The organism is Chitinophagaceae bacterium, from assembly GCA_016717285.1.
Classification (GTDB): Bacteria; Bacteroidota; Bacteroidia; order Chitinophagales; family UBA10324; genus JACCZZ01.
Map to the genome: position 1 here is coordinate 344,097 of JADKFU010000005.1, position 23,119 is coordinate 367,215.

Annotated in this window: 20 protein-coding genes and 1 pseudogene; 8 read left to right on the forward strand and 13 right to left on the reverse strand. The window is 41.1% G+C overall.

Annotated elements, in window-relative coordinates:
* Positions 1-52 precede the first annotated feature (52 nt).
* Positions 53-2,455, reverse strand: coding sequence for a 3-hydroxyacyl-CoA dehydrogenase/enoyl-CoA hydratase family protein (locus IPO83_11375; protein ID MBK9731866.1), 2,403 nt, complete (start codon positions 2,453-2,455; stop codon positions 53-55).
* A 178-nt stretch (positions 2,456-2,633) separates the two neighbouring features.
* Between IPO83_11375 and IPO83_11380 the strand changes: the two genes are divergently transcribed.
* Complete coding sequence (locus IPO83_11380; protein ID MBK9731867.1) at positions 2,634-3,095, forward strand: MarR family transcriptional regulator; 462 nt, start codon at positions 2,634-2,636, stop codon at positions 3,093-3,095.
* A gap of 18 nt (positions 3,096-3,113) precedes the next feature.
* On the opposite strand, the gene IPO83_11385 is transcribed toward IPO83_11380, so the two are convergent.
* Complete coding sequence (locus tag IPO83_11385; protein ID MBK9731868.1) at positions 3,114-3,953, reverse strand: T9SS type A sorting domain-containing protein; 840 nt, start codon at positions 3,951-3,953, stop codon at positions 3,114-3,116.
* Between the two features lie 127 nt (positions 3,954-4,080).
* Between IPO83_11385 and IPO83_11390 the strand changes: the two genes are divergently transcribed.
* Together IPO83_11390 and IPO83_11395 are read left to right on the forward strand one after the other, a co-directional pair.
* The gene (locus IPO83_11390) at positions 4,081-5,748 is read left to right on the forward strand and encodes a glycosyltransferase family 39 protein (protein ID MBK9731869.1); all 1,668 of its coding nucleotides are present in this window, start codon (positions 4,081-4,083) and stop codon (positions 5,746-5,748) included.
* A 111-nt stretch (positions 5,749-5,859) separates the two neighbouring features.
* A pseudogene (locus IPO83_11395) lies at positions 5,860-6,353 on the forward strand (YkgJ family cysteine cluster protein).
* Between the two features lie 223 nt (positions 6,354-6,576).
* Here IPO83_11395 and IPO83_11400 read toward each other — a convergent pair.
* The 5 genes from IPO83_11400 to IPO83_11420 form a co-directional block, all read right to left on the reverse strand.
* Positions 6,577-7,809: a DEAD/DEAH box helicase gene (locus IPO83_11400; protein ID MBK9731870.1), complete on the reverse strand. Its 1,233-nt coding sequence runs from the start codon at positions 7,807-7,809 to the stop codon at positions 6,577-6,579.
* Between the two features lie 424 nt (positions 7,810-8,233).
* Complete coding sequence (locus tag IPO83_11405) at positions 8,234-9,997, reverse strand: long-chain fatty acid--CoA ligase (GenBank protein ID MBK9731871.1); 1,764 nt, start codon at positions 9,995-9,997, stop codon at positions 8,234-8,236.
* 225 nt (positions 9,998-10,222) lie between these two features.
* A complete protein-coding gene (locus IPO83_11410) occupies positions 10,223-10,786 on the reverse strand; it encodes a hypothetical protein (GenBank protein MBK9731872.1) in 564 nt (187 codons plus the stop codon).
* Positions 10,787-10,827: 41 nt separating this feature from the next.
* The gene (locus IPO83_11415; GenBank protein ID MBK9731873.1) at positions 10,828-12,237 is read right to left on the reverse strand and encodes an FAD-binding protein; all 1,410 of its coding nucleotides are present in this window, start codon (positions 12,235-12,237) and stop codon (positions 10,828-10,830) included.
* Between the two features lie 258 nt (positions 12,238-12,495).
* On the reverse strand, positions 12,496-13,572 hold the full coding sequence (locus tag IPO83_11420) for a saccharopine dehydrogenase NADP-binding domain-containing protein (protein ID MBK9731874.1): 1,077 nt from the start codon (positions 13,570-13,572) through the stop codon (positions 12,496-12,498).
* 218 nt (positions 13,573-13,790) lie between these two features.
* Between IPO83_11420 and IPO83_11425 the strand changes: the two genes are divergently transcribed.
* Both IPO83_11425 and IPO83_11430 read left to right on the forward strand, forming a co-directional pair.
* Positions 13,791-14,087, forward strand: coding sequence for a hypothetical protein (locus tag IPO83_11425; protein MBK9731875.1), 297 nt, complete (start codon positions 13,791-13,793; stop codon positions 14,085-14,087).
* 1 nt (position 14,088) lies between these two features.
* Entirely contained in the window at positions 14,089-14,481 is a 393-nt protein-coding gene (locus IPO83_11430; protein MBK9731876.1) for a group III truncated hemoglobin, read from the forward strand.
* A 17-nt stretch (positions 14,482-14,498) separates the two neighbouring features.
* Here the strand turns inward: IPO83_11430 and IPO83_11435 are convergent, their stop codons facing one another.
* Together IPO83_11435 and IPO83_11440 are read right to left on the reverse strand one after the other, a co-directional pair.
* Complete coding sequence (locus tag IPO83_11435) at positions 14,499-15,290, reverse strand: hypothetical protein (protein ID MBK9731877.1); 792 nt, start codon at positions 15,288-15,290, stop codon at positions 14,499-14,501.
* 3 nt (positions 15,291-15,293) lie between these two features.
* On the reverse strand, positions 15,294-15,728 hold the full coding sequence (locus tag IPO83_11440; protein MBK9731878.1) for a DUF4281 domain-containing protein: 435 nt from the start codon (positions 15,726-15,728) through the stop codon (positions 15,294-15,296).
* A 171-nt stretch (positions 15,729-15,899) separates the two neighbouring features.
* Here IPO83_11440 and IPO83_11445 point away from each other — a divergent pair, with 171 nt between their 5' ends.
* Both IPO83_11445 and IPO83_11450 read left to right on the forward strand, forming a co-directional pair.
* Positions 15,900-16,415 (forward strand): DNA-3-methyladenine glycosylase I, encoded by a 516-nt coding sequence (locus IPO83_11445; protein MBK9731879.1) that lies wholly within the window; start codon positions 15,900-15,902, stop codon positions 16,413-16,415.
* A 136-nt stretch (positions 16,416-16,551) separates the two neighbouring features.
* The gene (locus tag IPO83_11450) at positions 16,552-17,307 is read left to right on the forward strand and encodes a hypothetical protein (GenBank protein MBK9731880.1); all 756 of its coding nucleotides are present in this window, start codon (positions 16,552-16,554) and stop codon (positions 17,305-17,307) included.
* A gap of 57 nt (positions 17,308-17,364) precedes the next feature.
* Here the strand turns inward: IPO83_11450 and IPO83_11455 are convergent, their stop codons facing one another.
* The 4 genes from IPO83_11455 to IPO83_11470 form a co-directional block, all read right to left on the reverse strand.
* Entirely contained in the window at positions 17,365-18,132 is a 768-nt protein-coding gene (locus IPO83_11455) for a class II glutamine amidotransferase (GenBank protein ID MBK9731881.1), read from the reverse strand.
* A gap of 79 nt (positions 18,133-18,211) precedes the next feature.
* Positions 18,212-18,562 carry a DUF962 domain-containing protein gene (locus IPO83_11460; protein ID MBK9731882.1) on the reverse strand — a complete coding sequence of 117 codons (351 nt, stop codon included), beginning with the start codon at positions 18,560-18,562 and terminating at the stop codon, positions 18,212-18,214.
* Between the two features lie 220 nt (positions 18,563-18,782).
* Positions 18,783-20,900 carry a ferrous iron transport protein B gene (gene feoB / locus IPO83_11465; GenBank protein MBK9731883.1) on the reverse strand — a complete coding sequence of 706 codons (2,118 nt, stop codon included), beginning with the start codon at positions 20,898-20,900 and terminating at the stop codon, positions 18,783-18,785.
* Positions 20,901-21,112: 212 nt separating this feature from the next.
* Positions 21,113-21,331, reverse strand: a complete 219-nt coding sequence (locus IPO83_11470) for a ferrous iron transport protein A (GenBank protein ID MBK9731884.1) — start codon at positions 21,329-21,331, stop codon at positions 21,113-21,115.
* A 620-nt stretch (positions 21,332-21,951) separates the two neighbouring features.
* Here IPO83_11470 and IPO83_11475 point away from each other — a divergent pair.
* Complete coding sequence (locus IPO83_11475; GenBank protein MBK9731885.1) at positions 21,952-23,055, forward strand: glycosyltransferase; 1,104 nt, start codon at positions 21,952-21,954, stop codon at positions 23,053-23,055.
* The last annotated feature ends 64 nt before the right edge of the window (positions 23,056-23,119 follow it).

Here is a 23,119-nt window from a genome sequence, read left to right on the forward strand (position 1 = left end):
CAGCAAGTCCCGTCTTCAAGTCTCACCTCTTCGAGTCTTCAGTCTCCAATCCCTAATTTCTCAACGGTTTTCCGGTATTCAAAATGCTCTGCATTCTCTCCATTGATTTTTTTGTGGTAGCTAAACTCAGGAAAGCTTCACGTTCTAAGTCAAGCAGGTATTGTTCACTTACGTAAGTTGGGGCTGTTAAATCTCCTCCACTCATTACAAATGCCAGCTTTTCAGCAATCAACCTGTCATGTTCTGAAGCATAGTTGCCGAATTGCATGGCAACAATGCCTGCATAGAAAGCACTCAATGCACTTCTTCCCAACACATAAATATCATTACGCGGAGCTGGCATCGTATAACCTTCTCTCGACAATTGCAGCACTTTCTGTTTTGCATCAGCAATCAATCTTTTTTCATTAATGCTGATGTCGTCAATTCCCTTTCTGAAAATATCCATCTCAAATGCTTCCGCAGCACTTGTGGCAACTTTAGCTGTTGCTATGTTGAGGAAGCGTTTTTGCAATTCCGGAAATTCAATTTCTCCTTCCTGGTAAGCATCACTTGCACGCACCGTCATTTCTTTCGAACCTGCACCGGCAGGAATAATTCCCACGCCAAATTCCACGAGGCCGATATAAGTTTCAGCTGCTGCCTGCACGCTGTCTGCATGCAGACAAAATTCGCAACCACCGCCTAAAGTGAGATGATGAGGTGCAACTACAACAGGAATGGAAGAGTAACGAATACGCATGGATGTATTCTGAAACATCTTGCAAGCCATATTCAACTCATCATAATCCTGTTCAATGGCCAGCATCAGCATCATGGCCAGATTTGCACCGGCGGAAAAATTTTCTCCCTGGTTACCAATCACCAATCCCGCAAAATTTTTCTCTGCCATTTCAATTGCTTTTGGAATGGCATCCAAAACCTCACCGCCGATAGTATTCATTTTCGTTTTGAATTCAAGATTCAGGACACCATCACCAATATCAATTAAGTGTGCTCCGCTGTTTTTCCAGACAATATTGTTTGAATAATTTTCAAGAATAACAAAAGCATCTGTGCCGGGAATCGTTTTATAAGTTCCGCTTTTGAGTTCATAATATTTTTTGCTCCCGTTTTCAACTTTATAAAAAGAAGTATTTCCCTTTGCAATCATTTCATAAATCCATGGAGCCGGTTTATTCCCATTGGCTTCCATGGCTTTTACGGAAGCTTCAACACCCATTGCATCCCAAGTGGCAAACGGACCCAATTCCCATCCGAAACCTGCATTCAAAGCATCATCAACTCTGTAAATATCATCTGCAATTTCAGGAACGCGGTTGGAAACATATTGCAACATGCCATAGAAAAAGTGACGGTAAAAATCTCCGGCTTTGTCTTTTCCATTGACGGCGATTTTCATTTTTTGCATGAGGTCATCGCTCTGTTTCAACTGGTCAATAGTGGCAAACTTTGTCTTCGGCGCCAGTTCGTATTCAAGCGTCTTGATATTGAGTGAAGGATAAACAGTTTTTCCTTCCCGTTTTTCTTTCTTGAAAAAACCTTGTCCTGTCTTGTCTCCAAGCCAGTTATTTTTAACCATCTGGTCAAGCCAGGAGGGAATGCGGAATAATTCTTTTGCTTCATCATCAGGACAAGCACTGTAAACAAACTGTGCAACTTTCACCAGTGTATCAAGACCGACTACATCGCTGGTTCTGAACGTAGCAGATTTTGGTCGTCCAATAGCAGGGCCGGTGAGTGAATCAATTTCCTGCACCGTCATGTTCAGCTTTTCCATCAAATGAAAAATCTGCATAATGGCATATACCCCAATGCGGTTAGCAATGAAAGCAGGTGTGTCTTTGCACAATACCGTTGCTTTTCCTAAAAACAAATCGCCGTACTGTAACAGGAAATCAACAACTTCCATATCCGTCTTTGGCGTTGGAATGATTTCAAGTAAACGCAGGTAACGCGGCGGATTGAAGAAATGTGTTCCGCAGAAATTTTTCTGAAAGTCTTCACTGCGGCCTTCTGCCATCAGGTGAATTGGAATACTGGATGTATTGGAAGAAACAAGTGTTCCGGGCGTTCTGTATTTTTCCACCTGCTCGTAGATCGACTTCTTAACCTCCAGATTTTCGACCACTACTTCCATCACCCAGTCGCAACCGGAGATGTCTTTCATGTGATCAGCAAAATTTCCGGTGGTAATGAGTTTAACTGAGCTGGAAGTATATAAAGGAGCTGGCTTCGCTTTCAAAGTGGATTGAAGCGCGGAATTTACAATCCTGTTTTTTACGGTTGGATGTTCTAACGTTAAACCCTTTGACTGTTCTTCAGCTGTCAGTTCTTTTGGGGCAATATCCAGCAACAATACCTGCACGCCGATATTCGCGAAATGACAGGCAATACGGCTGCCCATTACACCTGATCCGAGTATTGCTACTTTCCTGATTTTCCGTTGGCTCACGTTGTATATTTTTTAAGAAAAAATCCCAACCGGTTTTGGTAAGGCAAATTCAACCGAAATGGAACCTTTTGGCGCGGCGAAGTTATTACTTAGTTCTTCATTTGCGAAACAAAAATAAAAGTATTTGTTTAAACATTTAATGTGATCACATATATTTGTCGCTGAATCATCCGGAGACATGGGAAACATTGAAAAAGCATTAGGAAACACCACGTATAAAAACGAGTACCAAAAGGCGATTGCCAATATATTTTATACTTGTCGTTGGATGGAATACTATTATCAGCAGCACCTCGGACTTTTCGGTATTACCTGGCAGCAGTTCTATGCGCTTCGCATCCTGAAGATTCTGCATCCTTTACCTGCCAATCTTAACTTGCTGAAGGAAAAGATGATTGACAAGAACAGTGATGTTTCCCGCATTGTAGAAAGACTGCGGAAAATGAGCATGGTGGAAAGAAAACTGAATAAGAAAGATCGTCGTCACGTCGACATCACCATAACAAAAAAAGGAATGGAGCTGCTCGACAAGATCAAGAAGCGTGACCATGAAATTGAAAGTGTGCTGCATAACCTTCCGGAGAAAGAAGTAAAGCAATTGAATAAACTACTGGATAAAATTTTTGAGGGAAAAGTTTAGAAAAGTCTGCTGATTGATCTATTGCATTCTTTCAAACCTCCCAAAGATTTTTTGACCTTTGGTATTCGACAGGATCAGTTGGTACAAACCCGTGGGCAGGGAAGTTATATCAAGCGAAGATCCTGACAATGCCATATTGGATACCACGCCATTATTGGAAACAACCTGAATACTTGCAGTTTTGCCAAAATCGAGTGGGATGGCTATTTGAAGAAGATCATTAGCCGGGTTGGGAAATAATAGAACGTTATGACTGGAAGAAGTTATTTCATCAATTCCGGTTGCGATGATTGATTCGTCACCAAAAGCAATCCAATACTCATTCAATGTATCAGTTCCCGAGATATAGCGATATGAACTTTGATTCAGTATTGCTGAATCATAATCAGCAACCATAATGATTTCACCGCTGGTATCCCACCATCCTCCGGGTGAAACGCTTGTCAGAACACTTCCGCTATCACAAGGTTGGTTAAACAAGTTTTTGTTCCAATAAACCTTCAGTGGCCAACTGGTGCTTTTTATCTCGACCTCAATTATCGGCAAATCGATCCAGCTAAAAGGGCAGTTTTTCCGGATAAATTGTTTTTTGGATTCAAAAGAAGTTTCATCATTCCAGGTTCCGAAGAAATGGTTTGATGAACGCATATCGAGTTCGGGTTTATAGGGAGAACCGATAATATTCACTTCATCAAAAAATGAATCAATTGTATCGGTAGCGTTGATATCATATCCCAGCGTGAGAGAATCTATGTTGCCGGCATTATCCTGAATGAATAGGACAAAAGAAAATTCCTGCGCAAATGAATGTGAGTAAACAAACAGCAATGCAAAAAGTATCAGGTAATTATTTTTCATGATAAGTGTGATGGGAATAATGAATGTTAAATTAAGAAAAAAAGTAACTGATGCGAGATACAAAATGTCTGCATGTTCTTTTTTTGAAAAGTATCTATACTAACTTCGTCGCCATCAATTTTTACTCATGGCGAAAAATAAACAGCAGCCAGTTTCACGGACAAGGGAATTTCAGCAACCTGCAACTTCGTTGTTTAATGGGAATGCTGTGTATTGGTGGCTGCTTGCCCTGGTGTTGTTGTTTGTTGCAATTGTCCGGCTGCGATTGCTCGGATTATCGCTCGAACGCGATGAAGGTGAATACGCATACATCGGTCAGTTGCTGCTCAAAGGATATGCGCCATTTGAGAATGCATACAACATGAAATTTCCGGGCACATCGATGATGTACGCTTTGTTCATGCTTATTTTCGGAGAAACACAACAAGGTATTCGTGCAGGTTTTTTGATCGTGAATATTGCCACGATTGTATTGTTGTTCGTTGCAGTTCGCAGGTTCCTGGGAAATGCAATTGCCATTGTCTCTGCAACTACCTATGCATTGATTGCATTAAGTCCTGCGGTCTTAGGAAGCGCGGCACATGCTACCCATTTCGTGGTGTTCTTTGCATTAGCAGGAATTTTTCAATTGGTGTTAGCACTTCCGGGTAAACGGGTTACCTCTTACTTCTTCTCAGGAATATTACTTGGACTAAGCGTGCTGATGAAACAGTCTGGAATATTTTTCGTCGCATTTGCAGGACTCGTGTTTTTATACCATCAGATTATTATTCAGAAAAGCAACTGGAAGCAATGGCTGCTTTCAGGTTGCATATTGGCAGTGGGAGTGATTCTTCCCGTTACCTTTTTGTTTTTATGGATGATTGCATCGGGAACATTCGACCGTTTCTGGTTCTGGACTTTTGAATATGGAAGTCAATATGCGAGTGCAGAAAGTTGGAGCAGAGGAGTTGCCAATCTGAAAATAAATCTGGATGGCTTGCAAAATGATTTTATTTTTCTCTGGTTGTTTGCTCCTTTGGGATTACTGTTGCTATGGATAACAGAATTTCCGTCAAAGATCCGTTTGTTCACTACTGCACTCACCATTATTTCAGTGCTTGCCGTTTTTCCTGGTTTGTATTTCCGCCAGCATTACTTTGTATTGTTCATTCCGGCATTCTCCATACTTGCAGGTATTGCAATAGCTGCATTTGGAAGGTTACTTTCTGAAAAATATAATTTGGCCTATGGAAAAGCATTGGCAGGAGTAATTTTTCTGGCAGCTTGTTTTGCAGGTATCATCCAGTTATTTCCTTATCTGTTTCAGCAAAACATGTTTACAGTTTCACGAATGCTCTATGGTGGAAATCCATTTCCTGAAGCCATTACTATGGGCCGTTACATCAAGAGTCATTCAACGCCTGACGATCAGGTTGCCGTATTGGGCTCAGAACCGGAGATCCTTTTTTATGCGAATCGTCTTTCCGCAACCGGTTACATCTATACGTACAGTCTTATGGAAAAACAGGCCTATAATGTGCGCATGCAAAAGGAAATGATTGCTGAAATCGAAACAGCGAAGCCTGAATGGTTAGTATTTTGCCGGATACCTCAATCATGGTTGATGCGTGATGAGTCACCTCAGGATATTTTTGAATGGATCAGAAATTATTCTGCTGAAAATTATGAACCAGTGGGTATTATGGAAATTCCGGATGATATGCGGGAAGGAAATTTTTTCTGGCAGGAGCAATTAAATAATTTCAAGGGAACTTCTGAGAGACAAGTATTCATTTTCAAAAGGGCCAGGTAAACAACATCTGATCAACGCTGATTTTTTTTACAAATGGAAATGGTGATGATTGAATTATTCTTTGGGATGTAATTGTAATTACGTCTCAATTCACAATAAAACAAAAAGGTGATGGAGCCGGATTACCTGAAGCAAATTGAAAATGCAAAAAGCAAGCGAAAGGAGAATAAAAAATTCCTCGATCGTCTGAAGAAACTAAAACCTGCTGATCTTGATGTTATCACCAATCAACTGCATGATGCGGCATTCGAACATATTGATTGCCTGAAGTGTGCTAATTGCTGCCGCACTACGGGACCATTATTATTGGGGAAAGACATTGACCGGCTTGCCAAACACTTCAACCTGCGACCGGCAGATTTCACTGAGCAATTCCTCCGGATTGATGAAGACAATGATTATATTTTCAAGAAAATGCCCTGTCCTTTTTAGGTGCGGATAATTATTGTTCAGTCTATGAAGATCGTCCTGCTGCCTGCCGCGACTATCCACATACGCAACAGCGAAAAATTATTCAGAAGCTTGGAATTACCTATCATAACACGATGATTTGTCCCGCAGTGGCTGAAGTGGTAGAAGGTTTGAAAAAAGAGTATGGCATTTAAACCGGAAAATATAAATCCCTTCTGATCAATAGTTTTGCAATGATCATTTGATTTACAGCAATGACAATATCCACGCTCCGGGCTTCACTTGATCTGCGCGGACCGAAGCGCTCGAGTTTCCTTTGTAAATGGAGCGGTTGCAGAGAAAGTCCTTAAAGGAAGCAGTAACCACAACCTGCTTACGAATGCAGGTTGTGGTTTTAATTATTTCCTCAATAAAATATCAATACCTCGAAAACCTTCTGCGTTTACTGAAGGTGTTACTGTTGTTGGAAGAACGTGAATGTGATGGCGATGAAGCAACTTCCTTTTGGTTAACAGGCTGGTTCATATTCATCATGTATGCATGTTCTGCTACGGGAATCTGTTTGCCGGTTGCTTTCTGAACATCTTTCAATAACATTCTTTCATCAGCGCTGCAAAATGAAAATGCAAATCCGCTGGCACCTGCCCGACCTGTGCGGCCGATACGATGCGTATAGGAATCTGCCTGATCCGGCAAGTCATAATTGAATACGTAAGGAAGTTCTTTTACATCAATACCACGTGATGCAACATCGGTGGCAACAAGTATGGTAATGCGTTTGGTTTTGAAATCATCCAATGCGCGTTGACGGGCATTTTGTGCTTTATTACCATGAATGGCGGAGGCGCGGATTCCTTTCAGTGCTAAAGCTTTTACCAGTTTATCTGCTCCATGCTTGGTGCGTGTGAAGACCAATGCCTGGTGGATTTTTTCTTCTTTCAGCAAATCGCAAAGCAAAGCAGTCTTGTTGATTTTATCTACGTAATACAACTTCTGCTCCACCAAAACTTCTGAGCCAGCAACAGGCTTTACTTCAACCGTTACGGGTTGACGAAGCAATGATGCAGCCAGTTGCTTTATTTCAGGTGGTAAAGTGGCGGAAAAGAATAAAGTCTGACGGTTCGCTGGAACTTTAGCGACAATCTTCTTGATGTCTTTGATAAAGCCCATGTCAAACATTTTATCTGCTTCATCCAGCACCAGGAACTCAACATCATTCAGTTTCACAAAGCCCTGATCCATCAGATCCAGTAAACGGCCCGGAGTGGCTACAATAATAGAAACACCATTGCGCAATGCAGTTGTTTGTGCATGTTGGGAAACACCACCAAAAATGGTTACGTGTTTCAGTCCAAGGTGCTTTCCATAATCACGAAAACTATCTGCGATCTGGAGTGCCAGTTCTCTTGTTGGCGCCAATACTAAAGTACGTACACCTCTGTGAGTGGCCGGTTTTGTGCTCATTAATTGCAATAACGGAAGTGCGAACGCAGCTGTTTTTCCGGATCCTGTTTGTGCGCTTCCGAATATATCGCGGCCTTCTATAATAACCGGTATCGCTTGTTTTTGTACAGAAGTGGGTTGTACATACCCTTTCGATTTCAGCGCTGTTAAAATTGGCGCGGAAAGATTCAATGCTTCAAATGACATGTTAATGTGTTAATCTTTTAATCGTGAATGCGCAAAGCCATTCATCCTTGCTCATGAGCAATTATGCTTTGCTGCGTATTGAGGAGAGGGAGAAAGTAAGCTGCGAGTAGATGCGGAGATCTTTTAATCGTCAGGACAAAGTCCATCTCTATAATGGCGGCAAAGATAGTTTAATTATCGGGATTGGGAAATTGGGATAGGAAATGCAGATTGTGTGCTGATGAATGTTATAGGGCTAAATGGGTAAATTGTTTAATTGTTTAATTGTTTAATTGTTCGGCGAAGCCGAAACATATCCAGGAGTAAAAATGAAGGCTTGAATTAATTCTGACAAATACTCTACGGCTTGGCAGCAACAATTCAACAATTTAACAATGCAACAATGTATCAGTGTAACCCTATAGCCATAAAGCCATCTAACCCTCTAATCCCCATACATCCCCTCAATCAAATTCCTGTATTTCTCAATAATAACTTTCCGTTTCAACTTCATGGTGGGAGTGAGTTGTCCGCCAGGAACAGTCCATTCATCCGGCATCAAACGGAATTTTTTAATCTGATCTGTATGTCCGAACTCTTTGTTTTTTTCATCCACAACCTGCTGATATTTTTCCAGCACTTTCTGATCGCGTATCATCGTTTCATTGGTATTGCACAGCAGTCCGCTTTTCTCACACCAGGATTTAAGGTTGGTGAAGGATGGAACGATGAGTGCAGATACAAACTTGCGTCCGTCGCCAATCACCATCATCTGTTCGATAAAAAAGGATTCTTTGAATTTATTCTCCAGGGGTTGCGGAGCAACATATTTGCCCCCCGAAGTTTTAAAGAGTTCTTTCTTCCTGTCAGTGATCTTTAAAAATTTTTCATTCACAAATTCACCGATATCGCCGGTATGAAACCATCCCTCTTTGTCAATTGCTTCCTCAGTCTTATCAGGAAGTTTATAATAGCCAACCATGATGTTCGGGCCTTTGCATAAAATCTCCCCGTCTTCTGCAATTTTTACCTGAACACCCGGTACAAGTGGTCCTACTGTTCCTAACATGTTGTCTTCAAAATTATAACGGTTCACAGAAATTACAGGCGAAGTTTCCGTAAGTCCATAACCTTCCATCACGGTAATACCTGCTGCGGTAAACACCTTTCCGATCTTTGCATTTAATGGTGCAGCTCCAGAACAGATTGCAAATATATTCCCGCCTAATGCTTCTTTCCATTTGCTGAAAACCAGTTTTCTTGCAAGCTTCAATTTAAGATGGTACCATGAACCCTGATTCCGTTGGCCATCCCATTGCTCACCAACGCGAAGTGCCCAGAAAAAAAGTGCTTTTTTTGCACCGCTCAACTCCAATCCTTTACTTACAATACGCTCATAAACTTTTTCGAGCAGGCGCGGCACACACGTAAAAAAATGTGGTTTTACTTCGCGCAAATTCTCACCGATGGTATCCATGCTTTCTGCATAATACACAGAAACACCTTTCATGAAATAGCAATAGATCACCAGTTTTTCAAAGACATGATTCAATGGCAAGAAGCTGAGCGATGTTTGTTTTTCATTGATCGGGAGCACATCAAAAACCGACTTCATATTTTCCACTACATTATAATGAGAGAGCATTACCCCTTTGGGAAAACCTGTAGTTCCGGAAGTATAAATCATGCAGGCAATATCGTGCTGATCAATTGTCGCGTTAACAGCCATCACCTCACTGATATCACAATGCACCGCGCGCTTCAGGAATTCTTTCCAATGAACAGCACCTTCCACCAGGTCAAACGTGAAAATTTCCAGCAACGAAGGAATCCTGCTTTTTATCGTTGTCATTTTCTCATATAACTCCTGCGATGATACGAACAGCATCTTCACTTCCGCATTGTTCAGGATATACACATAATCCTCTTCACTGATAGTCGGATAAATGGGAACGGTAACCGCACCAACCTGCATGATACCTAAATCAACAAAATTCCACTCCGGTCTGTTATTCCCGATAATAGATATCGCATCTCCTTTTTTTATACCGGATCCTATCAACGCCATGCTCACATTGTTCATATAATCCACTACTGTATGGGTATTGTGCCGGACCCATTGGCCATTTACTTTTCCGCAAAGGCAATCGACCTTGGGAAAGTTTTTCTGTTGATATGTAATCACATCAAAAATACGGGTGAATTCAATCATGGCGTTTGGTATTGTTGCAATGAAAATAAATAAAAGTTTGTTATTGTTTAATGAAGAATAGCAATCACTGAAAAAATAGTATCAGGACTATCAAATAATAAAACCGGAAAATGTCGGCGAAAAACTGATACGCTTGTTTTGCTTGGATAGCAGACAGAAAATAACAACCCGTTTTTTAACAGGGTACTCAAATTTATAACCTGACAAACTTCATTACCAAATTTACAAACCTATTCCAAATCCTGCACGAATAATCGGCACACCATAATAGGGACTGTAATTGTTTTGCAATACATCATACAAAATACTGATGAAAAAAGCGGAGTTCGCTCCCATCGGCTGCGAATAACCTCCTCCTAACAATAGCGAAGGTATCCAGTCGCGTTCAGGATAGTATAGTTCTGTTACAGGATCAAATTTGTAAACATCGAAATTATTCCCTTCAAAATTTGCTTCGAGAAATAATCCTTTATAAACCACATAACGGGTGAACAGAAGTCCGCCGTAAATATTTGTTTTATAGGGCGGATTGTAAAAATTGTCCTGATAATAGGAATACCTGACGCCGACTCCTGCAGACCAGTTAGGTTTAAGCATATAACCGAAAGTAGGAGCTATTTCAATATTGGTGATGGTGCCAAAGGTGAGTCCGAAATTGCCGCCAACAAAAATGCGATCCTTGAATGGAACCTTAGGGCTACCCATCATTTCAGCATTTTGCGCATTGGCAGCACAAATAAAAACCACAAGAAACAAAGCGGTCAAATGGTGCCTGAGATTTTTCATGATTTCAGTATGAAAATTTTGTTAATACAAAAGTAAATAAACTAATCCGGAAAGATTTTTCCGGGATTCATAATGCCGTTTGGATCAAAAACATTTTTGATCTGCATCATCAGGTTCAATTGAGTGGGAGTGAAAGCTACATCCATGTATGGCTTTTGTACCCAGCCAATACCATGCTCGCCGGAAATCGTACCGCCTAATTGAACACAGAGTTGAAAAATTTCACGGATGCCTTGCGGCAGTTTTTCTGACCATTCCTGTTCGACCATTTCATCCTTAATAATATTTACATGAAGATTGCCATCGCCGGCATGTCCATAGCAAACTGATTTGAAACCGTACTTCTTTCCAATAGCCTTCACACCTTGCAATAATTTGGGTAATTCTGCGCGTGGCACTACTGTATCTTCTTCCTTATAAACTGAATTTGATTTCACTGCTTCTGCAACACTGCGACGCATCTTCCAGAGATCCGATTTTTGCTGTGCTGATTCGGCAAACAAAATATCCCCGACATCAAACAGTGAAACAACAGCGGTGATTTTTTCCATCTCTTTAAACAACTGATCAGGATCATTGCCATCCACTTCAATTAACAGATGTGCCTGCACATCTTCTGCAATAGGAATAGGTGGAACATTTGCAAAACGCATGGTCCAGTCAATAGCATCACGTTCCATAAACTCCATGGCAGATGGAATGATTCCTTCCCTGAATATTGCGTTAACGCTTTCACAGGCCTGTACAGCATTTCGAAAGGGCACCAGCATCAGTAAGTCATACTGCGGATGTGGAATTAACCGCAACACAATTTTTGTTACAATACCCAGCGTTCCTTCACTGCCCACCATCAATTGCGTGAGGTTATAACCGGTTGCATTTTTTAATACATTGGCACCCGTCATTATTATTTCCCCATTCGGCAGTACAACTTCCAAATTCAATACATAATCTTTTACCACACCGTATTTCACTGCTTTCGGTCCACCGGAATTTTCTGCAATGTTTCCACCAATAAAACAAGAGCCACGGCTGGCGGGGTCAGGCGGATAAAACAATCCTTTTTCTTTTACAGCTTCCTGTAACACTTGCGTAATCATACCTGGTTCTACCGTAACCTGGTGATTGCGTTCATCAATAAAAAGTATTTTATTCAATCGTTCAATCGAAAGAATAACTCCTCCTGAAACCGGCAATGCACCACCACTTAAACCGGTGCCCGCTGCTCTTGGTGTTACACAGATATTTTTCTCATTGCAGTAACGCATTATAGAGCTGATCTCTGATGCTGATGAGGGTTTGAGTACAATCTCCGGCAGGAACTTTAAATCTTCTGTTTCATCATGACTGTAATGAAACAAAGCAGTTTCATCAGTCATTACCTGAATGACTCCGCAGATAGATTCAAAATGCTGAATATCTTCAGCCGCAATTTTATGAAATGGTAGCATGGGACTTAATGAAACAAAAGTAAAAGGAAATATGAAGTAGTGTAAGGATATGCTTCCATTGAGTATATGACATTTCTGTCATTTTGTTTTTTACCGCAAAGGCACAAAGCACGCAAAGTTAAACAGCCTGTTTCCTTTGCTTGCGTGCGACTTTGCGGGCAACTATTTTTTAACATTTGGTAATGGATACAGTCCTGTAAACAGAAAACAAACGCCGACGATCTGCCTGGTATTTATTCGTTAAGACAGCCTGGAATTTTATTCTTTTAGTTTGTCGTACACAATTTCTCTTTTCATACCCGGAACTTCCAATACCATGTTTTCACCATACACTGCAGCAGGTGTCTGATAACCAATTTTCAATTCTCCATGTAAAACTTTCTGAGTGATGAGCAAGGTAGTAATGAATGTTAGGGTGTAACCTTCCGGTCCGCTCATTCTTGCTGTTACACTTTTACCTGTTGCGTTGCTGACTTGTCCCCAGATAAGGCAAATGGCTTCATTACGTTGTGCATCAGATGGTCCGGCAGCACGTGCATTAATTTTCCTGCTCACGAAACTGCGCACTTTTGAAGTTCTCAGCAACCAATTGTAAAAAGACTGAAATTTTAATGCCCTGTAAATGGCAGGTTGAATGTTCGTATATGTTTCAATGTCCGGAATGCCGGTTGTGAAATGTGCTGTCGAAATATCACCCCAGGGAATACGCATCGCAAATAATTTCTTCCTGCCAAAATCAATTTCCATTCCTTTATCGCCCAAAGGAACTCGCACAATCACTCCGTTTTTTCTCATCGCACCGCCTTCGCCTAGTTTAGTTGTCATTGTAGTTGCTGTGCCGTGTGAAATTCCACCACCGAGGGTGGCAAAAGCCAATTTAAGGCTATTGGCATCAGGCAGTAATTTCTTGAGGAATAAAGCCATGCAATCTGTAGGCACCACATCAAAACCTACACCCGGCATCACCATGATGCCGGCTTCTTTGGCTGCAGCATCGAGCTTTTTCAACAACTCAAACAGTGCGATATCACCATTGATATCAAGATAATGCGTGCCAGTTTGCAAACAGGCATCCACCATTTTTTTTGCAGTTAATGCAAATGGACCTGCAGCATTTACGACCACTGTTACTTCACGCAAGGCATTCAGCAATGCTGTTGTATCATCAAGACTAAAAATTTTGAAAGGCAGATTTAGTTTTGCAGCAAGCGGTTGAATGGTTGCTGCATTTCTTCCGGCCAGTATGGGTTGCAGTTGATATTGCCTGGCGAAACGCGCAATTAATTCACCGGTATAACCATTGGCGCCGTAAAGCAAAAAGGAAGATTGATCCATGGTGAAATGTACACAATGCGATTGAATCAATAGCGATTCTTTATTGGTATCTTGGAGCCAATCAGTTCTGCATCGCTCCGTTTAATTCGTGAAACAATTTTATTTCTCCTTCATAAATAATAGCTATGAGCATCGGAGGATTTAAGATTCACCCACTTCGTGCTTTGTTACTGTTATCAGATCAATGGGTTTTAAAAACAACCATATAAAATTCACACATGACCATCAACGAAATAAGATCGCAGTTGCAAAATGCAACCAACCCTGTTGCCAAAGCATTACATAAGAATGATCATTTTAAAGTGCTGGTTATGGGTTTTAAGAAAGGAATGGTTTTAAAAGAACACCAGGCGCATGTTCCCACCAAAATCACAGTGCTGGAAGGAAAAGTAGCCTACAATGATGTCGATACCAATACCATTTTAAATCAGTATGACGAATTTGAAATTCCGGTGAACAAAAAACATTCGGTATCAGCTTTAGAAGATAGTTTATGTTTGCTGACACAAGGATGAAATGCAGATGAAAGATATTAATGATGAATCTGACATTAGAATACTGGTTGATGCCTTCTACCGCAAAGTGTTGGTTGATCCGGTCATCGGATTTATTTTTACGGAAATAGCTGATCTCTCCTGGGAGAAGCATATGCCTGTCATGTATGCATTCTGGAGTTCGACCTTATTGGGTGTGGCCGGTTACAACAGCAATCCTATGGAAAAGCACTTTCATCTTGATAAAAAAATTAAGCTGGAAAAGGCGCATTTTGATCAATGGCTGAAGTTGTGGGAAGAAACAGTGCATGAACTCTTCTCCGGAAAAACGTCAGAAGAAGCCATATCAAGAGCGAAAAATATTGCCGCATTGATGCATCACAAGATTGCGCAGCAGCGGAATATAAATTCTTAGCGACAGTTGCGAGGTGATTAATACTGAGATGCAATCAAAGGCATTCCATTCAAGGCTTCTGTTAAAAGCAATAACCAGGTAATGAAATAAGCAATTGAAAAAAGGAGCGTATGTGAAACGCTTCTCACAATGTCTTTCTGAGATATCCAATAGCCAAACAATGGTAAAAACTGCAAAGCGTGTAAGCCCATAAAATGCGCTACCCGCAAATCACCGAATGCAGTACTCCAGTTTAATAATGGCAGGCCGGGACCGCCGTCAGCACCACCCACTGAATGCGAAAGACGCGCAGCCATATAACCGCCTTCAAAACAGGAAATTGAAAAAAGTAGAATGCCCAGCCGTATTCCCCACACATAGCTCATTGGAATGGTAAATTCTTTTTGAAGGAAGAACAGAATCCCCATGCATAAAGTCCACACCGTTACGGTTAAGATCACGATGCCCATGATGGAAAATATCATTCCGTCAAATGCAGTGGCGACATTAAAGTGAGATGGAACACCTCTCGCCGCCTGTCCTGCGATGGCTGATTGTTCCACGGTCATCAAAATGATGAACATCCAACTGTAGATGGTTACTGCCCGTTGTTTTTTAAGATACACAAGATACCAGGCCATCGACCAGCTCCAGATGGCAACGGAGATGAAAAATTTGAAAGGTTTGATCCATCTGTTAATGCCAAGCAATTCGGTATGATCAAACTGCATCAGCACAAGCATCAATGCACCTGCAGCAAAATTCAGCAATCCGAAAATGGCCAATACGCGGTTACGGTTCAATAATTCGGTAAAAAAAGATGTTGTCATAGTCTAAAAATTGGTGGTGATGTATTGCCTTGCTTTATAAGTGCGGATCAAAACATACAGGAGCAAGCCGCATGGACCAAACATAAAAGTAAGCAGCAGGCAGGGTATAAGTATCCAGCGATTGATCTGATGCTGCCGTGCATTATTTACGATGAATAGACCTGCAAGCAGGTCAAAGGCAAGATAATGTATCCAGCCTGCCAATAGTAATGCAGGATTCTTAAAAAGAAGGGCGACTTCATTTAAGGAATTGAATCCGCCATCAGGCGCTTCCCTGATGTGAAATACAATCAAATAAACATACAGTATGGACAAGATCGCGATGATGCCACTGAAGATTATTTTCTCCGTCAATTTGCGGTATGGCGCAATAATCAGTAACAGCCAACTGCAAAGTGCCAGCATGCTTACAGCACTGAAAATTTGATCGTTGTTCATATGAATGGTCATTTAAGAAAGAACAAAATACCTATTCAGCAGTCAATGTTACTGCAAACATTCAGATGAATCGTGTATTTTTCCTGACGAAACGACTTTGTTTTCTAACAAACCTTCTTACAAAACACAATCAAGCTCATGGCCTCTTCCTATTGTGAAGTAGTTGAAAGCATGGAACCGGATAATGTCCATAAGAAATACCACGATTCAGAGTATGGATTTCCGATAGATGATGACAATGCTTTGTTTGAACGATTGATGTTGGAGATTAACCAGGCAGGCCTTTCCTGGACCACTATTTTAAACAAGAAAGAAAATTTCCGGCGTGCCTTTCATGGTTTTAAGATTGAGAAGGTCGCATCGTATAAGGAAAAGGATGTGACTCGTCTGCTGAATGATGCGGGAATTATCAGAAACAGGCTGAAGGTTGCCGCTGCCATTGAAAATGCAAAACGGTTGAAGGTGATTCAGAAAGAACACGGTTCCTTTAAGAACTGGCTCAATCTTCATCATCCTAAATCAAAAGATGAATGGGTGAACGTGTTCAGACAAACTTTCAAATTTACCGGTGGTGAAATTGTAAATGAGTTCCTCATGAGCATTGGCTATTTAAAAGGAGCGCATGTTGAAGGTTGTCCTGTGTATAAAAAGGTGTTGAAGCGAAGTCCACGCTGGCACAATGCATAACAACATTTCATTATGAAATTATGATGGCTGATTTAAATGTAACAGCAGTGTTCTTGTTGTGGGAAGTTATATGTCCGGCTATGCAATAAGCACTTTTGATTTTCGGGGATAATATATATCTTGCAAAGAAAAAATCATGCGAGTTACATCCATTCTGTTTGTCCTAATTGTAATGATTTTCGGCGTTACATCTGTTAGAGCGCAGTCAGGTTCTTCCACAACTAATGTGTATACAGCTTCTGCCGGTGAGACTATTTTTTCTTGGGGAAGTGTTGATGCCGGGGACGAGAACCTGAATAATATTGTCCGCTTTTCTCCTGTTTTTAACTTCGGGCAACAATTGCACTTCGATTTTAATAATACACTGGGATTTTATACGGGGCTTGATCTGCGAAACGTAGGTATGATCACTCATACTGCAGAAGATTATCAGATCAAAGAACGTGCATACGGATTAGGTTTGCCATTGGTGATTAAAATTGGAAATTTCAGCAAAAACATGAATATCGGACTGGGAGGTGAACTGGAAATGATGTTTGCGTATAAACAAAAAATAATCATTCCTGATTATTCAAAAGTTAAAAATATTGAATGGTTCTCCGACCGGGTCAATATATTTAATCCCTCCCTGCTTGCGGAGGTTAAATTTCGCCAGGGTTTTTACATTCGCTACAAATATTATCTCGATGACTTCCTGAATTATAAGGGTGGGTTGACATTTACAACGCCAACAGCTCCATATATCAAAAACATTCCTGATTATGCAAAGTCAAGTCAGCTCATGTATGTTTCAGTGGGAATGGTGGTTGCGAAGAAGGGAATGAATGGTTCCTCACCCGCTAAAGATGGTTATAGTAATGCCGGTGATGGTTACTTCAGGAGTGTTCAATAATTATTAGCCTGTTCCGGATTTGGCAGTGAACGTGATTTTTCCCGGGAGAAATCAGGGTTAGAAATTCAATGCAGTATAATTTATCTGCAACGATCCGTTTGATGGTTTCAACGTCAGAAATGTTTTGTTCGGCAGCAATTGCCAGTTGCCTTCATCCAGCGGCTCTGAAGAAATAACAGCAGCACCTTCACGTAATGAAAGATAAAGGGTGTAGTATGCTTCAAATGTTTCTACTTGCTCCGGAATGGAATCATTATAAATTCTCCACACCTGCAACCTGTCCGGACGAAGTAAAAAGGCACATATTGAATTGTAGGATTTTTCTTTTGCAACAGCAGTTACAATTCGTTCCATACTTCTTTGCGGATGTTTTTCCTGTTCATCCACTAAGTGCTGAAGAAAAATTTTTGAATCTGAAGTGCCGGCTTTTTTCGCCTCCTCATGATAAGAATGTATCGTTCCATTGTGACTGAATGCATAAGGTGTTTTTCCGGGTTGATAAAAGAATGGATGTGCACCATCCAGCGATGCATTCAGACCTTTTGAAGCAAGGCGATTGTGTGCAATGAAAAAAGTGGAACGCGCTTCTCTTACAATTGACTGGTAACTCTCATCCCAGGAATTCGCCCTGTCACGTTTATGGATTTCAATCAGGCCATTATTGATAAATGCAATTCCGCATCCATCATTGTGTTCACCACGTTCCCACGGCGTTTCCGGTTGGCGACCATTTTGAGAAAGGAATTTTAAAGAAGTAGGACAATGAAGCATTTCATTCAATATGGAAGTTGATTCATGGCTTACTTTGGCTATCATTCTGCACATGCGATGGTTTTTATTTTTTTATTGAAGTGAAGTAATTATTGTTTTGATCACTCAGTTGCTTCAGTTTTTAATTCAGGAATCATTTATCGATAACAGGATATTTTTTTTTCGCTTCCGCCATTTGATCACCTATCTTACCTGTAAGCATGTGCCAGAACATGATAAAATCCGATTGCAGACTAAATATCGGATAAGTGAAGGTTGCAGGTTTATTTCGTTCTATAAATGCATGCGAAACCCAGGCGAAACCATAGCCTAATACCGGAATCAGCAATAGCAACATCCATTTTGCTGTAATTAGTGTATAAATAAAACAGGCGATCAGCAAAGCCGTTCCAATAAAATGCATTGTCCGCGTAGAAGTCTTCCGGTGTTCAGAAAGATAGTACGGATAGAATTCAGTGATTGATTGAAATTGGTGTGTTGCCACGGAAGGTTGATTTTGGAATGTCGAAATTACTAATAGGCCGGAAACATGCAACGAATGGGATTCTACTTAAACTTTGGCAGGTTCATTTCCTGTGATCTCAAGGTTATTGTTAAATGCAAATCCCGCCACAGTTGTGTCAATTCAAGAGTTACATAACACTGATGATTTGTATGATGTCCTCAAATTATTTAGCAGTCTTTGAGGAGCATAAATCTAACCTTCATTTCATCAACTGATACACCAGCAGACTTGATAAATAAGCGAGTCCGGTCATATACGCGATCTGAATCAGCGGCCACTTCCATGATCTTGTTTCGCGTTTAACCACAGCTACCGTACTCATGCATTGCATGGCAAAAGCAAAAAAGATCATGAGTGAAAAAGCGGTTGCAGCACTGTAAACATGTTGTCCCGTTGCAGGATCAATCTCATTTCGCATGCGATCACGAATGGCTTCAAAGTCGGCATCCTGCGAAGAACCGACACTATAAATGGTTGACATGGTGCCAACAAATACTTCCCTTGCTGCAAAAGATGTGATCAGCGCAATGCCAATTTTCCAGTCAAATCCAAGCGGTCTGATCACCGGCTCTATAAAATGTCCGATGTGTCCGGCGAAGGAAGCACCTAATTTTTCGGCTTGCAACCTGTTGTTCAATTCAGTTTGCGAAAGTTGATCAGTAGGATGAATCAGCGCATATTTTTCTTCCAATGTCCTCATAGAATTTCCCGGACCAAATGAAGCGAGGAACCAAAGAATGATGGAAATAGTGATGATTACTTTTCCTGCATCCAATACAAACACTTTCGCTTTCTCAATCATTGTAAGTCCTACATTTCCCCAACGCGGCCTTCGGTAAATCGGAAGTTCCATCAGGTAATAACTTTTCTCTTTTGCTTTAATGATCAGTTTCATCACCAAGGCTGCCAACAATGCCATCACCCATCCCAATAAATAGAGTCCGAGCATGGCCAACCCTTTCAGGTTCATGAAACCAAAAATTCTTTCATCAGGAACGATGAAGCTGATCAGCAAAGCATATACAGGAAGCCGGGCCGAACAGCTCATTAAAGGAGTTACCATGATGGTGATAATGCGGTCTTTCCAGTTTTCAATGCCACGTGTTGAAAGAATCGCCGGCACTGCGCAGGCCATTCCGCTTACCAATGGCAAAGTTGATTTTCCACTCATACCCACTTTGCGCATCAGCCTGTCCATCAGGAAACTCACCCGTGTCATATATCCGGTATCTTCCAGGATAGAAATGAATCCGAAGAGCAACATGATTTGCGGAATAAAAACCACGATGCCTCCAATTCCGGCCAGCACACCTTCTACTAATAAGTTGGTGAAAAGATTTTGCGGCAATGATTTATGCAGTGTTTCCTGCATAAAGCTAAATGCAGTTCCAATGGCTTCCATCGGGTAAGTAGCCCAGGAAAAAATGGCCTGGAAAACGAAATAGAAAATGAGCAGAAAGATCAGGTAACCATACACCGGATGCAATAACACTGCGTCAATCCGGGCTGTTGTGTCAAGCGCCTGTTGCCTGCTTTGATCTTGTGAAGTGCAACGGTCGAGTATAGGATTTATCTTTTCGTACCGCTGTAAAATTTCTTCTCCCTGCAGCTTAGCCATCGCAAACTGGTGTTGTTCCAGGAGGCGTTTGATGCGGCCTTTCTGTTCCACATTGAAACAAAAAATATTGATGTAGTGACAGGCAATCTGGAAGGCGGTATAGTCGCTGGTAACACCCGTTATTTCTTTCACGCCATCAATCACTTCCGGACAAAGTGGTTTTACCTCCACAAAATTCTTATCAGGAACAGGTATCGTTGTTTGAATAGCGCGCTTCAGGTCGTTGATGCCTTTTCCTTCACGTGCATTGATCGGAATTACTTTCACGCCTAGATCGACAGCGAGTTGCTGTGTGTCAATGGCCAGTCCGTTTTTACGGGCTACGTCCATCATGTTCAACGCGATAATGGTGGGAATTTTCAGATCAATAATCTGAGAGCAAAAGAGCAGGTTGCGCTTCAGGTTGGATGCATCTGCTACAATCACCAATAGATCCGGATGTGATTCATTATCCGGATTCAGCAAAACATCAAACGTGATGAATTCATCAATGCGGCGTGGATAAAGACTGTAAGTCCCGGGCAGGTCTATCACATTGGCGGCAAGATCTTTTGACAGCGAAACATAGCCCGTCTTTTTATCGACTGTAACTCCTGCGAAGTTTCCAACCTTTTGCCGCAGGCCTGTCAATGCATTAAAAAGCGACGACTTGCCACAATTTGGATTTCCTACTAACGCAATTTTTAAGTTCTTCTTCAAGCTTCAGTCCTTCGTCAGTTATTGCACGTACTATTTAAAGAATACTATGTCGTTCTCGGTAAACAGTTGTTAGTTGCTCAGGTTAATTATTGAATGTTCCTTCGCTACACGAAAAAAATATTTATTACCCGCATTATTTTCATTCATCCACCGGAAACGGTTGTAACGTGATGAGCGAAAAAATTACCATCATTTACACCTAAGCAAATAGGTTATGTGACAAGCGAAGCAGAACGTACCAATACTGCGTTGGCCTCTTCTTTACGCAGACTCAGTAAATAAGTGCCTATTTTAACAGATATCGGATCACCAAGTGGCGCGATTTTATCCACGAAAATTTTTTCTCCGGGAAGAAATCCCATTTCCATCAGCTTCAGCGAAAGATCACCTCTTTCCAGTTCCACTATTACACCGGATTCGCCTTCCTTCATTTTGCCAAGCGGAAGTACCGAACGATTCTTATTCACTTTCTTATTTAGATTGAGTTTAAATAGCGCAAGTTAGCAAATTCTGTGAGAGGTGAAAATGATCTTGGTCACCTTTGGAAAAGATGCAATTTGAACATTACAATTACAAATTGAAACTTAGCCAATGCACGTACTTACCACGAAGAATTTGCGCTATTCAAAGTTTATCAAAAGCGTTGTAAGTCTGATTGAAATAACCTATCGGGAAATGCAAGTCATATAAGCAGGCAATGGAGTTTGCACCGGAGAGGAAAGTGGAACCTGTCTATCAGCGTGGGAAAATGAAGGACAAGTCTGGCATTTTTTCTTGAAGATGCAACTGCTCATTAAGCTGCTAGCTAGCAACAAGAATAATAAATAGCACCCTGTTTTTCTGATCATCATTTGGTAAATATCGGATTTAGAATCAAAAAAAACTGACATCATTAGCCCCAGCGGGCGATAATAACGCATTGTTAGTTCAGACCGCTCCAGCGGGGCGACATTATTTGGCAATTTTTCCATCAAACAACATTGATCAAATAAATCCAGATCCTGAATAATCCTGACCATCCTAAAAATCCGCGTTCTATTTTTATCAAATCTTGAAACCAACCAAAAAAATCCTCGTCGCCCCGCTCAACTGGGGACTCGGACATGCGGCCCGCTGCATTCCGATTATACGGGAACTGAAAAACCTCGGAGCGGAAGTAATCATCGCCGCTGATGGACGTGCATTGGAGTTATTACAAAAAGAATTTCCGGAATTAAAATGCATTCGTTTACCAGGCTCTGAAATCCGTTATCACGAAAAAGGAAGCCTTACTTTAAAGTTACTGCTACAATTACCTCAACTGATTGCTTCCGTTATTAAGGAACATAAACAATTAAAAAAAATAATTACTGAAGAAGAAATTGATGCCGTTATTTCCGATAACCGTTATGGTTTATACTCTAAAAAAATAAAGTCTGTTTTGATCACCCATCAAACAGGCATCAAACTTCCCAAAAATATTGTATGGCTGGAATCCTTCATCAATGGCATTAATCATTACTTCATGTCAAAATTTGATGCTTGCTGGATTCCTGATTTTGAAGGCACTGATAATCTTTCCGGTGAATTATCACACAAATATCCTTTACCCAAAAATGCAATTTTCATTGGCCCTGTTTCACGATTCACCTGCCGGGAAGAAAAAAAGAAATACGATCTCCTGCTCTTACTTTCCGGACCGGAACCACAACGCACGCTGCTTGAAAAATTATTGATAGAACAGTTGTTCCAAATTGAAACTGAATTTGTTCATCGAAACTCTAATCATCCGCTTAAAGTGTTTCTTGTTCGCGGCATGGCTGAAGGATCGAATCAAGCCGTTAGCATTTCAGAAAATTTCACACAGGTAGATTACCTGTTAACCGAAGCACTCAACACCGCCATACTTTCTTCCGAAATCATCATCTCCCGTCCCGGATACACCACTATTATGGATCTCGCAACACTTGGGAGCAAAGCCATCTTCATTCCTACACCGGGACAAACGGAGCAGGAATATTTAGCGGAATACTTTAAGCGGCGTGGATTTTTTTATTCGGAAGGGCAGGAGGGATTGGACGTGTGGCGTGCTTTAGAAGCAGCAACTGAATATCGCGGAGTAAAGATTAATAATGAGATGGGCTTGAAAAAAATATTGATCGTATTGTTGGGCTGAAAAAATGAAATAACTATTATGAATCAACATCACTATGGCAACTCAACACTTCTTTTCAGCTATC